The following is a 17,230-nucleotide window of genomic DNA, read 5'->3' on the forward strand; positions in this document are numbered from 1 at the left end:
TATTATTAACTATTTTAGTCCCGATAATTTAGGAGTGATATTTGAATTTAGTAACTAAAGAAATTAGATTGCAACCAGCCAATAATAAACGGTTGATAAGTTTATGTGGCCCTCTAGATGATAACTTGAAACAATTAGAATATCAATTGAGTATTACCATCAATAGGTACAATAATTTTTTTAGATTAATAGGTCCATCAATATCAGTTAAAATAGCTACTGATGTTTTGGTATCTTTATATTCAGAAACAGAGTCTGAACGTGGAACGATTAATGATATCAATCCAGAACAAATATATTTGACTATTAAAAAGATTCAAATCTTGAAAAACAAATTAAAATATACGAAAGAAATTAGTAATACTTCAGTAAGAATTGAAACAAAAAATGGAATAATACAGCCTCGTACAGAAAATCAAGCGCAATATATTGCTAATATTTTTAATCATGATGTTACTTTTGGTATAGGACCTGCAGGAACTGGAAAAACGTATCTAGCAATAGCTGCTGCGGTAGATTTGTTGGAGCGTCAAAAAAATAAACATATTATTTTAACTCGACCTGCTATTGAAGCCGGAGAGAAATTGGGATTTTTGCCAGGAGATCTTCATCAAAAATCTGACCCTTATGTCCGGCCGTTATATGATGCCTTGTTTAATATAATCGGATATGAAAGAGTGGAGAAATTAATACAAAAAAAAATAATAGAAGTAGCTCCATTGGCTTACATGCGCGGGCGTACACTGAACGATTCTGTTATCATCCTTGATGAGAGTCAAAACACAACTATTACTCAAATGAAGATGTTTTTAACACGTATTGGATTTCGCTCTACAGTAATTGTTACTGGAGATATTACACAAATTGATTTACCATCTAATCAATCATCTGGATTGGAACATGCTATTAAAGTATTGCCTATTATTAAAGATATTAGTTTTAATTTTTTTAATAAAGAAGATTCGGTACGGCACTCCATAGTAACTCGGATAATAGACGCGTATGAAGCATGGGATAATAATAAAGATACTCTGGATGTAATGAATCATAATAAATATGAAAATAATTGTAAATGCAATTATAAAGAAATAAATAGTGATGATTACGATCATTGCAATAATGAGGATTGATTAATGGAAAATAATCAAATAGTTCTTGATTTGCAGTTAGCATGTAAAAATTTAAATGGATTACCTAATAGAAAATTGTTTGAATCATGGATGCGCAGTATATTTTCTGCGTGTAAAAAAAAAATAGAATTGACTATTCGTATAGTAGATGCAAAAGAAATGCGTTATTTAAATTGGTATTATTTAGGAAAAAATTATCCTACTAATGTTTTATCATTTCCTTTTACACCACCGTTAGGGATTAAATCTCCATTACTCGGAGATATAGTACTTTGTCGTCAAGTGATTGAGTATGAATCCAAGAACAGAAATATACCATCTACTAGCGCGCATTGGGCGCATATGATGATTCATGGCTCATTGCATTTATTGGGGTATAATCATCTTCTTGATGAAGAGGCTATATTAATGAAACGAACAGAAATAAGTATACTTCAGCAATGTGGATATCAAACGTGTTGTTCTATTATATAAGCAATTTAAATTTCTATAAGATATAGTAAAGTAAACATTATGAATGCCCATAATTTAGAGGAGAATGTTAGTTCCATTCGTAAAAAGAGTTTTTTTGCTTTCATATTACATCATCTCTTTCATAGTAGTCCTAAAAATCGTGATGATTTACTAAATTTAATACGTGATTTTGAACAAAATTCTTTGATAGATGCAGATACTCGAGATATGCTGGAAGGAGTTATGGATATTGTTGAACAAAAAGTTAAAGATATTATGGTGCCTCGAGCACAAATTATTTTCTTAAAAAATACTCAATCTTGGGATGAACAGCTTTCTATTATTATAGAATCTGCGCATTCTAGATTTCCAGTATTATATGGTAATCAGGATAGAATTAAAGGAGTATTAATTGCTAAAGATCTACTACCATTCATATTAAAAAAATCTCAATCATGTAGCATTGATAAAATTTTACGTCCAGCTTTAGTAGTACCAGAACATAAAGGCGTAGACAGGATGTTACAAGAATTTCGTATACAACACTGCCATATGGCTATTGTGATAGATGAATTTGGAGGAATGTCTGGGCTCATTACTATTGAAGACATATTAGAGTTGATTGTTGGTGAAATCGAGGATGAATATGATAATAAAGATAGTTATGATATTCGTCAGATAAGTCAATATACTTTTATTGTTAATGCATTAACCCCTGTTATAGATTTTAATAAAATGTTTAATACCTGTTTTTATAATGAAGAAATAGATACTGTTGGAGGTTTTGTGATGCAATCTTTTGGGCATTTACCTGCAAATGGGGAATCTATAAATATTTTAGGTTATAAATTTAAAGTTACACTTACAGATAGTCATCGTATTATGCAATTACTTGTACAAATTCCTAAAAATTCATTATATGTATCTAAACAAAATAATTTTCATACATGATGGTTGTTGTTACCTCATATTACAAATACGAACAATTTTTTTGGTTGTGCATAGTATTGTTATTTGGAGCATTCGGTGTTTTAGGATTTTCTCCATATAACTTCTGGCCAGCTAGTATTATTTCACTAACTGTTTTATTGAAAATAGTTTTAGATTCTACATACAAACAGGCTGTATGGTATGCTTTTTTTTGGGGTATTGGTTTTTTTGGCAGTGGTTTACAATGGATTTATATAAGTATAGATCAATTTAGTAATATGTGTAGTTGTGTAAATACTGCATTAATTGTTTGTTTTGTCTTATATCTAACGTTGTTTCCTATATTATTTTCTGCTTTACTTACGGTAATACGCTTAAATACAACTATATGGTATGTAGCAGGTGTTGCTCCAGTATTGTGGTTAATTATTGAATATATTAGAGGGTATATTTTTACTGGATTTCCGTGGTTACAGTTTGGTTATAGTCAGATTGATGGACCTTTAAAAGGCATTGCCCCTATTTTTGGGGTAGAAGGTATTACGTTTATTCTTGTTTTAATAAGTGGATTAATAGCAGTATCCATTAAAAAAGCACAGTTATTATTAACGGTCATATCTTTAGGGATATTATTATTTTTGTGGCCTTTGGCATGGATACAATGGTATCATGTACAACCACAGCGTGCTGTAAATGTTTCCTTAGTACAAGGTAATATTGACCAACACGTAAAGTGGGATGCTAATTATTTAGAAAAAATAATGAAAATATATTTGGATCATACTTTACCTTTGATTGGGAAAACAAAAATAGTTATTTGGCCAGAATCAGCTATCCCAGGAAATGAAATTGATCATAACCAAGTTTTAACGTTATTAGATCATCAATTAAGACAAGATCAAACAAATTTGATTACTGGGATTATTGGAATACGTTATATTAAAAACGAATACAATTACTATAATAGTATCATAGTAATTGGAGACTCTAAACCTTACAAATATCCGAGTGATAATCGGTATGATAAACATCATTTAGTATTATGTTCTGAAAGGTTTCCATTTCAAAGATTTTTTAGTCCGTTGTTACGTTTATTTAATATTCCTGTTCCTTTTATGCAAAAAGGCTATTATTTTCAACCACAATTGACTGTGTCGTTTATTAAAATGACTGCTGTTATTTGTTATGAAATAATTCTTGGTAAGCAAATTCGCGATAATTTTAAACCTGATACTGATTTTTTATTAACTGTTGCAAATAACGCATGGTTTGGTAATTCTATTGGTCCATGGCAGTATTTTCAAATGGCGCGTATGCGTGCTTTAGAATTAGGAAGACCTTTGTTATGTAGTACTAACAATGGAGTTACTGCTATTGTAAATGCAGATGGTTCTGTTCAGGCTCAATTACCTCAATTTAATTCAACAGTACTTAGTGCTACAGTTATTCCAACTACAGGTTTAACTCCGTATGCAAAGTTTGGATCTTGGTTTTTTTTAGGTATCATTACTATATATGTTATTTTACTTTTGAAATTTAAAAATCATATATTGTTTTAATAAAAAATTTTTTTCTATTAAATCTATAAAGCGTGTAGTGTATAATTGTTATTAATGATATGCATTTATATTTACTGTTATTTAATTATTAGTTTTTAACTTTAATAAAAAATAGTTTTAATCTAAAAATATTGATATTCTTAATTAATTTAAATTTTTAATTATTAATTAATAATTTTTATTTATAGTGAAGTCATTATGCGAAAATCATATTCTCCAAGTAAAATTGAAAGTATTATTCAGAAATATTGGTACAAAAATAAGACTTTTTCAGTAGCAGAAGATAGTAGCAAAGAAAAGTATTATTGTTTATCTATGATTCCATATCCATCTGGCAACTTACATATGGGTCATGTGCGCAATTATACAATTGGAGATGTAATTTCTAGATATCAACGTATGCTTGGAAAAAATGTATTACAACCTATAGGTTGGGATGCTTTTGGATTGCCTGCAGAACATGCTGCAATTATAAATAATACAGATCCAGAAATTTGGACAAAATCTAATATTTGTTATATGAAAAGCCAGTTACAATCGTTAGGTTTTGCTTATGACTGGAGTAGAGAGATTATAACTTGTCAACCTCAATATTATCGATGGGAACAATGGTTTTTTACTATTTTATATAAAAAAGGTTTGGTATATAAAAAAACTTCATCAGTAAACTGGTGTCCATATCACGAAACAGTTTTGGCAAATGAGCAAGTTATTAATAATTGTTGTTGGCGCTGTCACACTCGTGTGAAATATAAAAAAATTCCGCAATGGTTTATAAAAATTACTAATTACGCAGATCAATTGTTATATGGATTAGATCAATTAAAAAATTGGCCTAAACAAGTAAAAATTATGCAAAGAAATTGGATAGGACGTTCGGAAGGTGTAAATGTTACTTTTAATATTACTAATTGTGATGATACGTTAACGGTATATATAACCCGATTAGATATTTTTATGGGAATTACTTGTATATTAGTATCTATAGATCATCCGATAGTGTTAAAAATAGCAGAAATTGATCTAAATTTAGCTCATTTTATTCAAAAATGTAATAATTTTAATATTAAACCAAGCAACGCAAATGTTTATTTTTTTGAAAAGAAGGGAATGCCTATTAATATTTATGCGATACATCCAATTACTAACAGTAGATTGCCAATTTGGGTTGCTAATTTTGTAGTACCTATTGAGTCTGATGGAATAGGCGCAGCTATATTGGTTCCAGCTCATAATCAGCAAGATTGGGAGTTTGCTCATAAATATAGTTTACCAGTTAAAACTGTCATAAAGAATCTGGATGGAACTGAACCAAGCGTTATGATTAAAGCAATGACTGGAGATGGAATATTATTTAATTCTGGTGAGTTTAATGGATTAAGTTCTTGTATGGCATCTAATATAATTGCTACAGCGTTAATTGCACGTGGTATAGCTCAATATAAGATATATTATCGCTTAAAAGATTGGTGTATCTCACGTCAGCGTTATTGGGGAGTCCCTATTCCCATGATAACATTAGAAAATGGTTTAGTTAAGCCGGTTCTTTTTGATCAATTGCCGGTAATTCTGCCAAAAAAAACAGCATTTATTCAAAGTAATAGGAATAATAAACATGTAGATAGTTCTTTGAAGATGTATTCGAATTGGATACGAACTACTTATAAAGGACAAATAGCTATTCGTGATACTGATACTTTTGATACTTTTATGGAATCCTCTTGGTATTATGCTCGTTATACATGCCCTCATTATAGTAAGGCTATGTTAGATACATGTTCTGCTAATTATTGGTTACCAATTGATCAATATATAGGGGGTATTGAACATGCTATCATGCATTTATTGTATTTTCGTTTTTATCATAAATTAATGCGTGATGAAGGATTAGTTTATTCTGATGAACCTGCAATACGTTTATTATGTCAGGGTATGGTATTAGCAGATTCGTTTTATTACTTATCTACTAATGATCAGCGTATATGGGTAGATCCAACTCATGTTAAAATAATAAAACGTGATAAAGTAGGGCATATTTCAAAGGCTGTAGATGAAAACGGACGCGATTTAATTTATGCTGGAATGTGTAAAATGTCAAAGTCGAAAAATAATGGCATTGATCCAAATATAATTATTAAAAAATATGGAGCGGATGCAGTACGTTTTTTTATCATGTTTGCTGCTCCAATTGAAGCAGCATTAGAATGGAAAGAATCTGGATTGGAGGGTGCTCAGCGTTTTCTTAGGCGTGTTTGGAATTTAGTATATCAACATATCCAAGATGGGCCTGTGAGTGCATTGGATGTTGTAATGCTTAATTACGCGCAAAAATTTATTCGGTATAATATACATAAAACCATAGAAAAAGTTACTGATGATATTGATCGTAGACAATCATTTAATACTGCTTTAGCTGCAATTATGAAATTAGTGAATGAATTATATAGTGTTCCAAAAAAAAGTATACAAGATAGAGCAGTGTTACAAGAAGCTTTGTCAGTAATAGTCCGATTACTATATCCGTTTACCCCACATATTAGTTTTATTTTGTGGAGGGCTTTAGGAGGTTTGGGAGATATTGATCACGCAACATGGCCAACTGTAGATATGCAAGCAATAATAAATGAAAGGACGCTTATCATAGTGCAAATTAATGGAAAAATGCGACATAAAATATATGTACCATTAAATAGCGATAAGAATGTAATTTCTAAATTATTAGAATCAGAGAATGTTTTGAATAAATATCTTATTGGAAAAAAAATTCGTAATATAATTTTTGTTCCAAATAGAGTGATCAATATTATTATATAGTGAACGTTGAGCATTCTTTACATATAAAGAATTATCTTTTAATAATTGTAAGTATTGTTACTATGATTATGTTTGAAAGTTGTGGTTATCGATTGTGTACAGATATAACGGAAAAAAAATTACAAATAATTAATGACATAAATTCTATATCATTATGTAGTTATGATCCATTTGGGCCAATAACTCGTGCTATAATGACTGAGTTGCGTGTTAACCAAATTGGTGTTGTTGATTATTTAAATAATGACTTATGTATACGAGAAGTACATATTCCTTGTTTACATATTCTTGGTGCTTCAGAAAAGTATATAACTACTTTTGTTTTTCAGAATGGAAAAGAAGCTGGATATCAATTAGTATTGCATATACGAACTAATTTATTCATACCAAATAAAAATTGTTGCCCTATTAATATTCGTGTGTATCGTTCTTTTATACGAAATCCTGGCAGTGCTTTATTTAACGATACACAAGAGAATGATATACGTAAAGATATGTATCGAGATGCAGCGCAACAACTTATACATCAATTATTTTTACGATTTGATGATTTTTAATAATTAAAGATATGTGATAGAATTATTTTTGTATCTAATATTAATATTTTATTTTATCGTTAAAGTTTGTCATGGTTTGGATATATCCAGAACAATTATTTTTAGAATTAAAAAAAGAACTTAAGTCTGTTTATTTATTGTTAGGAAATGATTCTTATCTTTTGCAAGAGAGTTATTTTAGTATTATAAGGGCAGCTAATAAATTAAATTTTAATACGTCTGTTAATATAGAATTGGATATATATTCTGATTGGAAGGATGTATTTAATGTATTTAAAACGGCAAGTTTATTTGAAAAGAGAAAAATATTTTCATTAAAATTTACTCAAAATTGTCCTGTTTCTTATTTTAAGAAAAATGTGCCTTTATTATTTTCGTTTCTTCATGACGATTTAGTATTAATTATATATATTCAAGAATCGAATCAAATTAGCAAAAATAATATTTGGTTGCAATATTTTAATAAAAAAGGAACATTTGTTGATTGTAGCGCACTTACGTATGGACGGATGACAGTATGGATAGAAAATCAAGCGAATCATATGAAACTCGTTATAGAAAATTTAGCTTGTCAACTGTTATGTTATTATTATGAAGGCAGCTTAATTTCGTTAAATCAAATGTTACAAAATTTGTCTTTAATTTATCCTGATGGAAATTTAAGTTTTACACGTGTCAAAAAAGTAGTTACTGATTCAGCACATTTTAACATTAATCATTGGGTAGAAGCAATTTTAATGGGTAAAAAACAACGTGCTGACCGAATTTTACGTCAATTGGAATATATGGAGGTTGATTTAGAAAAATTGTTGCATAAAATTAAATCTGAAGTATTAATAATAATTAATATAAAATACGGTATGGCACAAAGAAAATCATTATTTAGTTTATTAAAACAATATAAAATATATACAGAGTATCATTGCATGTTGTTGTCTAGAGCGGTGAAGCGGTTAAGTTTATCTAAATTATATCAATCAGTTGGATTATTAGTACAAATAGAATTAAGATATAAAAAAGATTATATTTCTCTTTTATGGTCTAGTTTTGAGGTATTATCAGCTATATTATGTTATGATGAAAAAAAACTTAATATATAATTTTTTATAAATCATACCGCATATCTATTTTGGATTTACTTATAAGAGGGTTTTTAAAGTTTTATATGATAACTATATCATAGTTGTTGCAATATACATACATATTATCTGCATAATATGTATGTATATTGCAACAATAACAATAAATTAAAACTAAAATTTTTATTGATTATGTATGATCAGATCATATTAATATAAGTGGGAAATGGTTTTTGATTTTTACTACTAATAGGTAAAAATGTGTGTGTATGATTGTATGTAATGATTTTAATAGTAATCTAAAATACTGAAAAGTTGTAATTATTGTCGTATAATTTTTTATAGAAAAGGTATGATATAATATATTTAATTGGTACTTATACTTTTTAAATCGGTAATGTGTTTTATTTAAGTTTTATTAAAAATAATAATACAGTAGACAAGTGTAAAACATGCGTGTAAATGGTTATTTTTATTAAAATTGATAGAATATGGTTTTTAAATAAAAATACGATTTATAAAACAGAATACATTAAAATAAATAAAGTCCTATTTATTAGGTGTATAGACTAAGATATAGAATATTACTGTATAAAATTATTTGTATTTATTTAAAAAATATAAATTTGTAAAATAGTTATTTTGTCTTTCTTATACAATAGATATTGTATATTGCTGATGTTTACGCGACGGTAAACATCATATAAATATGTATTTAGGCGTTAAACTGTGCAATCCGATATTTTGAAAGAATTTGTAGTTAATATTATCAATGATATACAGGGACAAGATATTATATGTTTTGACATGTATGACAAAACATATATAACTGATGTTATGATTATCTGTACTGGTATGTCTAGTCGTCATGTGATTTCAATATCTCAGGAGATATTGAAAAAATCCCGTGGTATAGGTGTAAAACCTTATGGTATAGAAGGTATGAATTTTGGTGAATGGGTTTTAGTAGACTTAGGTGATGTAGTTATACATGTAATGCAAAAAGAAATTCGTATTCTGTATGAATTAGAAAAGCTTTGGTGTTAGGATAAATAAAGAGTTTATTTATAAGTACACCTGTCCACGTGTACTTATAAATATTTTACTTATTAAATGAACATATAATTACTTATATTTAATATTAATAATTGATATAAGTAAATTTTAATTGCATGAAGTTAAATGATTCTCAAATTTTTTATAATTATTCGGCTGAGTTGTTGTTATTTGTACGTCGTGTAACTATTGCATGCATTTTTATTTTATTGATTACTAGTATTCTATTTATTCATTTATATCAGATACAAATAGTTAATTTTAATATGTATACTACTCGTTCTAACGAAAATCGTATTAAGATTATTCCTATCCCGCCTAAAAGAGGAATTATTTATGATCGTAATGGAATAGCTTTAGCATTAAATCGAACTATTTATCAATTGGAAATAACACCAAAAAATACAACTAATTTAAATCAAACGATTCATGAATTACAGTTATTATTAGATTTAAGTGATTACGATATAGTGCGTTTTGAAAAAGCTAGAAAACGTTATTCTCAATTTGAGTCATTGCCTATTAAGATTGGTTTAACAGAAGAACAACAAGCTCGATTTGCTGTTAATAGGTTTAGATTTTCAGGGGTAGCAATAAAAGGCTATCAACGTCGTTACTATCCGTATGGATCTGATTTAAGTCATGTAATTGGGTATGTTTCTAAGATTAATGAAGAGGAAATAAAAAGATTAAATAAACAAGGTATTTTAGGTAAGTATATTTCTGCTCCTAATATCGGAAAATTGGGCATTGAACGTTATTATGAAAATATTTTACATGGTACTCCAGGTTATGGAGCTGTAGAAATAAATAGTCGTGGGAAAATTATTAGAAAATTATATAAAAGATCTCCGATTCCAGGAAGAAGTATTGTTTTAACATTAGATTTAAATTTACAACAATATATTGTAAAATTGCTATTAGGTAGTCGATCTTCTGTAATAGTCATTGATCCGAGAAATGGCGGAATTAAAGCTTTAATTTCAAATCCTAGTTATGATCCAAATTTATTTGTTGATGGTATATCTAATACAGAATATAATATTTTATTAAAAGATAATAATTGTCCTTTGCTTAATCGTGCCACTCAGGGGATGTATCCTCCTGCATCTACAGTAAAACCTTATATTTCTGTATCTGCTTTAATTTTAGGAGTGATTAATCAAAATTTTTTATTTTCTGATCCTGGTTGGTGGCAATTACCTGGTTCAGAAAAACGTTTTCGTGATTGGAAACGATGGGGTCATGGAGAAGTAAATATTACAAAAGCTCTCGAAGAATCTTCTGATACTTTTTTTTATCAAATAGCTTATAAAATGGGAATAGATAGTTTGTCTGAATGGATGAATAAATTTGGGTATGGTAGATATACTGGTATCGATCTATTTGAAGAATTAACTGGTGTTATGCCGACTAAAGCATGGAAAATACAACGGTTTAATAAACCATGGTATCAAGGAGATACTATACCGGTAGGTATAGGACAGGGATATTGGACCGCAACTCCTGTACAAATGTCTAAGGCATTAATTACTTTAATTAATGATGGTAATGTGCTTATTCCTCATTTGCTTGATAGTATTTTATTAGAAAAAGATTATATTCCGTACCATCAAACGGAATGCGATCAAGTAGGTGATCCAAAATCGGACGTATGGAAAATTGCTAAGGATGGGATGTTTGGAGCAGCTAATCGTCCAAATGGGACAGTAAGTGGCAGTTTTTCTGATGCTTCATATAAAGCAGCAGCTAAATCTGGTACAGCACAATTATTTAGTTTAAAAAGTAATCAAAACTATGATCCAAACAAAATATCTGAGTATCTTAGAGATCATAAATTGATGACCGCATTTGCCCCATATGAAAATCCTACGATAGCAGTAGTAGTAATTTTAGAAAATGCTAAGGCTGGAATATCAATAGGAACAATTACAAGAAAAATATTTGATTATGCTTTATTGCAATAAATCAACATTTGATTAGACTATTTTATTTATTTCTATCAATCTAACTAATTATTGAATGTATTCATGAATCAAATTATTCGACAGAATTCATTATGGGATAAGTATCATATTGATTTAACATTATTCTTACTTATTATTTTTTTATTGCTATACGGAACTTTTATAATGTGGAGCGCGTGTGGTCAAAGTTTTGAAATGATGCGACTAAAAATATTGCAAATTATAGGAGGATTATTGCTTATGTTTTTTTTAGCGCAGGTTTCACCTAGAGTTTATGAATTTTGGGCGCCTTATATATATTTTTTATGTCTTATATTATTAATATCAGTTAATATGATTGGAGAAATTAGCAAAGGAGCGCAGCGTTGGTTAGATTTTGGTATAATAAGGTTTCAACCATCAGAAATAGTAAAAATTTCTGTTTTGCTTATGGTGGCATATTATGTTGATAGAGGACGACATCCACCATCTTTAAAAAATGTTGGAATAGCACTATTATTAATTATGATTCCTACTACATTTATGTTGGCACAACCAGATTTGGGCACAGCAATTTTAACGGTTAGTTCTGGTTTATTTGTATTGTTTTTATCTGGAATTAGTTGGAAGTTAATTATATTTACGTCATTGCTCATGGTTTTGTTTACTCCTATATTTTGGTTTTTTTGCATGCATGAATATCAGAGATCTAGAATAACGATATTATTGCATCCAGAAATTGATCCATTGGGTGCTGGATATCATATTATTCAATCAAAAATTGCTATTGGTTCAGGTGGTTTAACTGGAAAAGGATGGTTACATGGGACACAATCACAATTAGAATTTTTACCAGAACGTCATACTGATTTTATTTTTGCGGTAATAGGGGAAGAATTAGGATTTTTGGGGATATTAGTATTATTATTGTTATATTTAGGAATTATATTTCGTGGATTTATTATTGCGGTTAAAACAAAACATATGTTTGGGCGGCTAATTATTGGTAGTTTTATGTTAGTGTTATTTATGTACATTTTTGTAAATATTGGTATGGTCAGTGGTTTATTACCGGTAGTAGGTATTCCTTTGCCATTGATAAGTTATGGGGGTTCATCTTTGTTGGTATTAATGGCTGGATTTGGCATGGTTATGTCAATAAATGGACATAGAAAAATGATTTCTAAAATTTTATAATAATTTTGATCATAACGTAATAAAATTAATAGTTAATATTGTTGTTATATATTAATAATATTAGGTTAAAAATTTTAAAGCTTAAAATATATAAAAAGTATTTGTTATATATGATATTTGTGGTTAGTTATAATATTATTAATGTGCAATGTCATGTTGTATATAATAATTATATTTTAGAAGTATTAAAAAACAATATGATACGTTCGTAACATGAAATGTATTATACATTATTACATGTAATACAAAAAATTTTATTAAATAAACTAATTATATGAATTATAAATATGTGTTTTTAACGCAAGGATGTAAATTCTAACATTGTAGCAGTTCATATGATAAATGAATTAATTATTTTATATTAGAAAATATTATTGAGTTCAGTTAATTATAGTTTATTTAATTAGTCAGTTAGTTTATATGATAAAATAATAATATGCGATTGAAAAATTATTTTAGTGCATGTTTTTTTTTCGAATTTGCATGATACATGTAACTCCAGAAATTAATAAAAACATTCCAATTAAAATTAATGGAGATGGCCATAATTGACGATGTATAAATGAATATATTAAACCCGCTATAGTTTCTACTACAATCAGCGGACCTATTAATGTTGTTGGTAATCTTTGACTAGCTTCGTTCCAAAAAAATGTACCCAACCAAGAGCAACAAAATCCAATTAAGATCATTAATAAAATAAAAAAAACTGGTCTGGGCCCAAAGGGCAATATAAATTCATCTTGAATCAGATCTGAACAACAGATACATACAAAACAATACACGACACATGATAGTGGTAATGTAACTACACCTTGTGCGTTGGCCCATGTCATAGGTTTATTGTATGGATGTGTTTTTAACCAACGTGCATTCCTCAATGCGTACCACGCCCAGCATAAAACAGAAATAATTGCTAAAATTATTCCACTTATATATTGCCATATATTAAATATTAAGAATTCAGATTTCAATTCAGAAATGTTTACACATAATAACCCTATCCCCATTAGAAATAATGATGTTAGTACAGTATGATATGGTAATTTTTGTTCATTATTAGAAATAATATGTGTTGTTATAGTTAACGTTAAAGGTAAGGTTCCAATAATAGCTGTTGAAATTGGAGCCCCAACGCGTTGGATAGCACTTGTTAAACACGTATAATACACTAGGTGGCCTGCTAAGACTAGTTTTATTGCTTCTAACCAATCTTGCAACAACAATTTACGTAAACGTGCTCTATCGTACCATGATAGAGGTATTGAAATTAATCCAAACGCAATATAACGACCAGATGCTTGTAATATACTGGGATATTCTGGTATTAATAAGGGACCAATAAAAATTAATCCCCACAATAAACCTGAGATTACAGCAAAAGCAATGCCTAGTATCATAATACCTTTATTGTACTAGTTAAATATACTGGATACTATTATTTAGTAAAAATCTATTTTTAGAAAATTAAAATATATATATATTGTTGAGTATACACATTTCGATTAAACAGTGTTATATGATTATTTGATTAAGACTTATTTATTCATATTAATTTAGATTTATATATTATAAGTATATAATATGATAATACGCCCTATAGGATTCGAACCTATAACTTACAGCTTAGAAGGCTGTTACTCTATCCAATTGAGTTAAGGGCGCGTTAATATGTTTGTCATTGTATACAATATTTTAAAAGACAATAGTGTTCTGGTACTTACCTAATTGAGTTAAATGCTTCTTTTTTGAGAAAAAGATGTTTAAAAGAAAGTGTATATTTAAAGTTAATAGTAATATATATTTATAAAAATAACATCATTGTATTAATATAAAATTATTGGATATATTGTTGAAATGATTGCTAAGGTGATTGATGGTAAATATGTGTCTGAAGAAATAAAACAAAAGATAGCTAAGCAAGTATGCCAGAATATAAATTCTGGAAAACGTGCACCAGGATTAGCTATGATTTTAATAGGACATGATCCAGTTTCTAAGATATATGTAGTTAACAAAAAAAAAGCGTGTGAACAAGTTGGTTTTATTTCATTTCTTTATATTTTGCCTGTTACAACAACCGAAAATGAAATTTATCAATTAATTGAAACTTTAAATAATGATAATCGTGTAGATGGTATTTTAATTCAGTTACCATTACCAAATAAATTAAAAAAAGTAAGTATTTTTGAGCATATTGCTCCTGATAAAGATGTAGATGGTTTTCATCCATATAATATCGGTCGTTTATGTCAACGGTCTCCTACACTGCGTCCTTGTACCTCTAGAGGTATTATTACTTTGTTGGAATGGTATAATATAGATATGTTTGTATTAAATGCAGTCGTAGTCGGAGCATCAAATATTGTTGGTCGTCCTATGACGATGGAGTTATTATTGGCGGGATGTACTGTGTCGATTACGCATCGTTTTACTCAGAATTTAAAAGTGTATCTTAAACACGCTGATTTGTTGATTGTGGCAGTAGGAATGGCTAATTTTATTCCTGGTAGCTGGATAAAACGAGGATCTATAGTAGTAGATGTTGGTATTAATCGGTTAAATAATGGAGATATAGTTGGTGATGTTCATTTTTCCAGTGCTTATGAACGTGCCGGATATATTACGCCTGTTCCAGGTGGAGTGGGTCCTATGACGGTGGCAACGCTTATTCAAAATACCTTGCAAGCCTATTACAATCATCTTGGATAAGATAGATGATGGAAAATATTTGTAGTTTATCTATATTTAATTATTTTTATTACTTACATGTTTGTATTATTATCATGCCATTTTGTTATTCCTGTAGGATTATCTTCTAATGTTATTCCCATGACAGTTAGTTTATCTCGTATTTTATCAGATAATTCCCATTGGTTGTTTTTTCGAGCATTTTCACGACGTTTAATTAATTTTTGAATTTTTTTAATGTGAAATTTTTTATTGTTTTTTAATGCTATTTTTTTTAAAAACATTTCTGGATTTTGATACAATAGTCCGATAATGTTTGCTAAATATTTTAAAGTGGCTGCTATTCTTGGAGTGAGTGAATGCTGTTTAACTTTTAAATCATTTAATTTATGTGCCATGTCAAATAGCACTGAGTATGCTTCTGGCGTATTGAAATCATCATCCATTTTAGAGATGAATTTTGATATAAAGTAGTTTTCTCCATCATGAGGTTTAATATCGGGATTAGGTTTAGTATCTCTTAAAGCGATATAAAGTCGTTTCAAGGATGCTTGTGCGTTTTTAAGACTATTGTCATCATATTTTAATTGGTTACGATAATGAGCAGACATTAAAAAATATCTTATTGTTTCAGGATCGTAACGTTTTAAAATATCACGTATAGTAAAAAAATTATTTGATGATTTTGACATTTTTTCATGGTTTAACAATAGCATGCCAGAGTGTATCCATATTTTTGCATAGGGCATGTTATAAGCACAAACAGATTGGGCAATTTCATTGTCGTGATGCGGAAAAATTAAGTCAGATCCTCCGCCATGAATATCTAATTGATTACCGAAAATAGAATGGTTCATAGCAGAACATTCAATATGCCATCCTGGACGCCCTGCTCCCCATGGAGATGGCCAACAGGGTTCGCCTGGTTTAGATGTTTTCCAAAGTACGAAATCTATAGGAGAGTTTTTTATGTTTGGTGTTTTTAATATATTGTAAATTTCAGATATTTTTTTTTTATTAGATAAGATGCCGTAATTATGCATGGTTTTTACAGAAAACATTATATCTCCATTAGAAGATATATATGCGTGATTTTTTTTAATTAGTAGGTGAATAAGTTTAATAATTGTATCAATATTATCGGTTACTTTTGGTTCGTAATTTGGACGTAATATATTTAATGTATCTAAATCTAAATGCATTTCTTGAATCATACGATTAGTTAATTGTTTAGTTGTTTCGTTATTTTCATACGCTCTTTTTATAATTTTATCATCTATATCTGTAATATTACGAACGTAATTTACTTGATATCCACAATGACGCAAATAACGGATAATAGTATCAAATGTTAGAAATGTTCTAGCATGGCCAAGGTGGCATAAGTCGTATACTGTAGCACCACAAACATATATTTTAATTTTTCTATCAACAAGAGGTATAAGTTTTTCTTTTTTTCTTGTTAAAGTATTAAAAATTTTGAGCATCTCAATTTTATTCTGTAATGTTAATATATTGAGTATTCATAGTACATAAACATTTATGGAAATTTATATACTTTTTAAGTAAAATTATTATAAGTGATTTCAATTATCAATCGTATTGATAGTTACAACTTTTATGGTAAAATATAACATATGTTATTTTAACAATAAACACATGATTAGTATTTATTGAATTATCGAAATGATTGTGACTGATAATTATGTTGTATTATATAATTGATTGTATTTATATATTGATGTAATGATTGTTTTTGAGTTGGTTATATTTTTAATTGGATAATTTTAATGTGGAGTATTAAAAAATTTATAAAAA

The 17,230-nt window shown here is 28.6% G+C and carries 13 protein-coding genes and 1 tRNA gene; 11 read left to right on the forward strand and 3 right to left on the reverse strand.

What is annotated here, in order from left to right; translation table 11 throughout:
* Positions 1 to 41 precede the first annotated feature (41 nt).
* The 10 genes from VOI34_RS02265 (at position 42) to rodA (ending at position 12,721) form a co-directional block, all read left to right on the forward strand.
* Positions 42 to 1,130, forward strand: coding sequence for a PhoH family protein (locus VOI34_RS02265; RefSeq protein WP_331828249.1), 1,089 nt, complete (start codon positions 42 to 44; stop codon positions 1,128 to 1,130).
* A 3-nt stretch (positions 1,131 to 1,133) separates the two neighbouring features.
* Positions 1,134 to 1,604, forward strand: a complete 471-nt coding sequence (gene ybeY / locus VOI34_RS02270) for an rRNA maturation RNase YbeY (RefSeq protein ID WP_331828250.1) — start codon at positions 1,134 to 1,136, stop codon at positions 1,602 to 1,604.
* A gap of 39 nt (positions 1,605 to 1,643) precedes the next feature.
* Entirely contained in the window at positions 1,644 to 2,534 is an 891-nt protein-coding gene (gene corC, locus VOI34_RS02275) for a CNNM family magnesium/cobalt transport protein CorC (RefSeq protein WP_331828251.1), read from the forward strand.
* Complete coding sequence (gene lnt, locus VOI34_RS02280; protein WP_331828252.1) at positions 2,531 to 4,072, forward strand: apolipoprotein N-acyltransferase; 1,542 nt, start codon at positions 2,531 to 2,533, stop codon at positions 4,070 to 4,072. The genes corC and lnt overlap by 4 nt, the downstream gene beginning before the upstream one ends.
* A gap of 198 nt (positions 4,073 to 4,270) precedes the next feature.
* Positions 4,271 to 6,886, forward strand: coding sequence for a leucine--tRNA ligase (leuS, locus tag VOI34_RS02285; protein ID WP_331828253.1), 2,616 nt, complete (start codon positions 4,271 to 4,273; stop codon positions 6,884 to 6,886).
* A gap of 62 nt (positions 6,887 to 6,948) precedes the next feature.
* Complete coding sequence (gene lptE, locus VOI34_RS02290) at positions 6,949 to 7,443, forward strand: LPS assembly lipoprotein LptE (RefSeq protein ID WP_331828254.1); 495 nt, start codon at positions 6,949 to 6,951, stop codon at positions 7,441 to 7,443.
* A 71-nt stretch (positions 7,444 to 7,514) separates the two neighbouring features.
* The gene (gene holA / locus VOI34_RS02295) at positions 7,515 to 8,543 is read left to right on the forward strand and encodes a DNA polymerase III subunit delta (RefSeq protein WP_331828255.1); all 1,029 of its coding nucleotides are present in this window, start codon (positions 7,515 to 7,517) and stop codon (positions 8,541 to 8,543) included.
* Between the two features lie 708 nt (positions 8,544 to 9,251).
* A complete protein-coding gene (gene rsfS, locus VOI34_RS02300) occupies positions 9,252 to 9,569 on the forward strand; it encodes a ribosome silencing factor (protein ID WP_331828256.1) in 318 nt (105 codons plus the stop codon).
* Positions 9,570 to 9,694: 125 nt separating this feature from the next.
* Positions 9,695 to 11,545, forward strand: a complete 1,851-nt coding sequence (gene mrdA / locus VOI34_RS02305; RefSeq protein WP_331828257.1) for a peptidoglycan DD-transpeptidase MrdA — start codon at positions 9,695 to 9,697, stop codon at positions 11,543 to 11,545.
* A 63-nt stretch (positions 11,546 to 11,608) separates the two neighbouring features.
* On the forward strand, positions 11,609 to 12,721 hold the full coding sequence (rodA, locus tag VOI34_RS02310; RefSeq protein ID WP_331828258.1) for a rod shape-determining protein RodA: 1,113 nt from the start codon (positions 11,609 to 11,611) through the stop codon (positions 12,719 to 12,721).
* Between the two features lie 455 nt (positions 12,722 to 13,176).
* Here rodA and VOI34_RS02315 read toward each other — a convergent pair whose 3' ends face one another.
* Both VOI34_RS02315 and VOI34_RS02320 read right to left on the reverse strand, forming a co-directional pair.
* The gene (locus VOI34_RS02315; RefSeq protein WP_331828259.1) at positions 13,177 to 14,121 is read right to left on the reverse strand and encodes a DMT family transporter; all 945 of its coding nucleotides are present in this window, start codon (positions 14,119 to 14,121) and stop codon (positions 13,177 to 13,179) included.
* A 191-nt stretch (positions 14,122 to 14,312) separates the two neighbouring features.
* Positions 14,313 to 14,386: transfer RNA gene (locus VOI34_RS02320), tRNA-Arg, on the reverse strand.
* A gap of 192 nt (positions 14,387 to 14,578) precedes the next feature.
* Between VOI34_RS02320 and folD the strand changes: the two genes are divergently transcribed.
* Positions 14,579 to 15,433, forward strand: a complete 855-nt coding sequence (gene folD / locus VOI34_RS02325; RefSeq protein WP_331828260.1) for a bifunctional methylenetetrahydrofolate dehydrogenase/methenyltetrahydrofolate cyclohydrolase FolD — start codon at positions 14,579 to 14,581, stop codon at positions 15,431 to 15,433.
* Positions 15,434 to 15,486: 53 nt separating this feature from the next.
* Here folD and cysS read toward each other — a convergent pair whose 3' ends face one another.
* The gene (gene cysS / locus VOI34_RS02330) at positions 15,487 to 16,899 is read right to left on the reverse strand and encodes a cysteine--tRNA ligase (RefSeq protein ID WP_331828261.1); all 1,413 of its coding nucleotides are present in this window, start codon (positions 16,897 to 16,899) and stop codon (positions 15,487 to 15,489) included.
* Positions 16,900 to 17,230 lie beyond the last annotated feature (331 nt).

The sequence above is a fragment of the Candidatus Blochmannia sp. SNP genome (assembly GCF_036549215.1).
GTDB lineage: Bacteria > Pseudomonadota > Gammaproteobacteria > Enterobacterales > Enterobacteriaceae > Blochmanniella.